The 2,889-nt window shown below is 38.2% G+C and carries 2 protein-coding genes; both read right to left on the bottom strand.

Annotation, left to right across the window (positions count from 1 at the left end; genetic code table 11):
• Nucleotides 1-647: 647 nt before the first annotated feature.
• Nucleotides 648-2,276: a methyl-accepting chemotaxis protein gene (locus tag AB4589_RS23355; protein ID WP_017096612.1), complete on the bottom strand. Its 1,629-nt coding sequence runs from the start codon at nt 2,274-2,276 to the stop codon at nt 648-650.
• A 293-nt stretch (nt 2,277-2,569) separates the two neighbouring features.
• On the bottom strand, nt 2,570-2,889 hold a 320-nt coding region (locus tag AB4589_RS23350), incomplete at its 5' end, for an ISAs1 family transposase (protein ID WP_372101793.1).

Here is a 2,889-nt window from a genome sequence, read left to right as displayed (position 1 = left end):
CAGATCGTAGGTTCTGGATTTAGTTCCACTGAATTACGCAACAAAGCCGAAATCAGGTTGCGTATAACGAATTGTTCGATTTTTTAAAATTAACTTGGCTATATCTGCCGAGACATACTTATATAATTTCATACTCATCCTTATATTGACATTTTGATGCCTAACATTTTAATATCGTGCCAGCACGAATTTATGTATTCAGCATATCTCAAGAACCCTATCTAACCAACTGAAAATTATGCATATAATTAGTTTGAATCTAATTTCTAGTTGAAAACCGTGCAAGCACATATTGCTTCCAATTCAAGGCATGTTATCAATCAAAACTTCCCTTTAGTTCTCAATTATTCAATAGCTTAGAAATAGTTGAACAACATGTCGTGCGTGAGTGTGATTGAAGGTTAGTCTGTTGTGGATTAGAACATTTAGTTACATTGTTGGAGCTCTAGGCATGAGGAAAAGATATTGCAAACACAGATGAATAGAATGTGTATGACCATTTACTCTTAGTGATTATGGGGCACTTCTACGTTACGAAGTGCCAACTATGAAGATTCTGGACAGAAATGGCTTAGAGTTGATCTTCGAGCTGATTTGATCAACAACGCCACTCCTGATTAAAAAAATCTAAGGCGTAGTGCACCTTTCTATAGCTTGAATGCTCCCATCCTCGATTGGAGATTATGAGCTAGACTACTGATTTCCTGACACGCTATAGCGGTTTGTGAAGTGCCTTCTGCCATTTCTGAGGATGCTGAATTAATATGCTCCACACTTCGATTTAACTCTTCTGACACTGAGTTTTGCTCACTACATGCTGTTGCAATATGAGTACTCATCTGAGCAATATTCTCGACAGAGTGTTCAATCATATCAATTTGTTCTCCAGCCTCATTGACTTGGTCAACACATGTAGCGATACCACTCTGACACTCCCTGCTTGCCTCCCCCATTTTGATGGTTTTTTCTTGTAAGTCTTCAACAATATCGACAATCTGCGTTGTAGATTCTTGCGTTCGTTGAGCCAGAGAACGAACTTCATCAGCTACTACAGCAAAGCCTCTCCCTTGCTCTCCTGCTCTAGCAGCTTCTATTGCAGCATTCAAGGCTAATAGGTTCGTTTGTTCCGCAATCCCTCTAATAACATCAACAACAACATTAATGCTACTTGAACTATTTTCTAGATCACTTGCCAATTCATCTGTGTTTTGTATTGTTTTAGTGACCTTATCAATTTCTTGGATTGTTTTATTTAAAATCTCGGTTCCGTGCTTTGCAACTTCAGTTGCTGAGTTTGCTGAGGTAGCTCCACTTTCTGTATTCTGCGCTACCTCGTTAACTGCGGCCTGCATTTCTGTCATGGCCGATGCAACAGAACTCAACTCTAATTGTTGATTTTGCATTCCTGAAGCCGTTTGAGCTGATATTGCACTCACCTCTTCCACCGCTGCTGTTAATTGAATTGTAGAATCACTCACCTCTGAGACTAAAGAATGCAAATTATTTTGCATTGATACTAACTCTTTCAGCAAAGTACCAAGTTCATCTTCAGTTAACTCTCTTTCGTCAATTGTATTATTCAACTGACCTTTAGCTATCTGAGAAGCAAACCATAAAGCTCGATTAACCGGTTTACAAACTACTCGAGATAACAGAACTGACGAAAGAATTATCATACCGATAATGACTAAGGAACCAGCGGTGGCAGTAAGTTGAGTCGATTGAGATTCACTTTGTACTTCTACTTTTAGCTGATTTATAAGCTCATCATTTAAGCTAAGCGTATTGTCCAAGCTAGTAAGAGCTTTTGTATATGTAGTGAAACTAGATAAAACAACTTCATTTGCTTTTTTTGCCTTACCTTGTGCAAGTAAATAATTATATTGCTGCGTTTCAGAAATATAACTATTCCATGTATCTTTAAATACTTTAAAAGAACGCTTTTCTTGCTCACTCAGCGCTAGAGCTTCATACGATAAAATACCTTGTTGAACATTTTCCCTCCATTGTTCAAGCTCCTCTATCCATTCCGCGATTTTGGGATGCTTTGCATTTGACAGAAGCGAAAATTCATCTTTACGAACTTTTGTAATATCAACTTGAATACCTTTAAGCAAGGCAACCGATGGCAGGCTTTTATCAGTTAATATCGCTGTGTTTTTAGTCAGTGATAATAAACTCGACATCATCACTACAGAAACAACTGCAAAAACCAGAAATACGGCTAAGTAACTCAACCCAATTTTCTTTACTACACTTAAATCTTTAATACTCATCAATGAACCCACATTTATTCTAAAAATAACGCCATGACTAATGGCACATTACCTACCTTAACAACCGAGGAGTGAGAATAAAAATCGTTACGCCCTTATTCATCGAGTGTAATATAGCCGAATATTGGCTAAATTAACATCAACTTAGCGTGAATTCGATACAGCAGTTCACTTTTAACTAGAATATGGTGGTATTTTCGTTAAAAAATAGAGTAAATACCTCAGTTGAATGAGGTTGTATAAAAAAACCATAATTTAGTGTCAATTGAGCAGCAGGGCGACCGCATGAGTGCCTAGTTTTTCACCGCCTGAGTAAAACCAGCACTTAATACTGCCTCTAGAATGGTTGTATTCATCATGCATCGCTTTTGCTTCCCAACAATGCTTAGCTTAGTTGGCTCTTCTCTGAGCATATTTAAGCTCATATGACGCAAGCAAGATAGATTCTCCGCTCCATGGTCTTTGTATATCTGGCACGCATCCTCATTCATACTGACATCAAGTACCCAATGCATTGACTCTATATCCCAATGCTCTCTAACTGCCATCGCAGCTTGCTCTGCGCTTAGCACTTTGGAGCTGATATAGTAACGATATGATCTGCTCCAGTCAG

This window comes from Vibrio sp. 10N.222.49.A3 (assembly GCF_041475145.1).
GTDB lineage: Bacteria > Pseudomonadota > Gammaproteobacteria > Enterobacterales > Vibrionaceae > Vibrio > Vibrio tasmaniensis_A.
This window is presented reverse-complemented; position numbering and strand designations above follow the sequence as displayed.

Bases quoted from the DNA above. Each gene is read 5' to 3' on its own strand.
- AB4589_RS23355 (WP_017096612.1), bottom strand. From the start codon at position 2,276: ATGAGTATTAAAGATTTAAGTGTAGTAAAGAAAATTGGGTTGAGTTAC.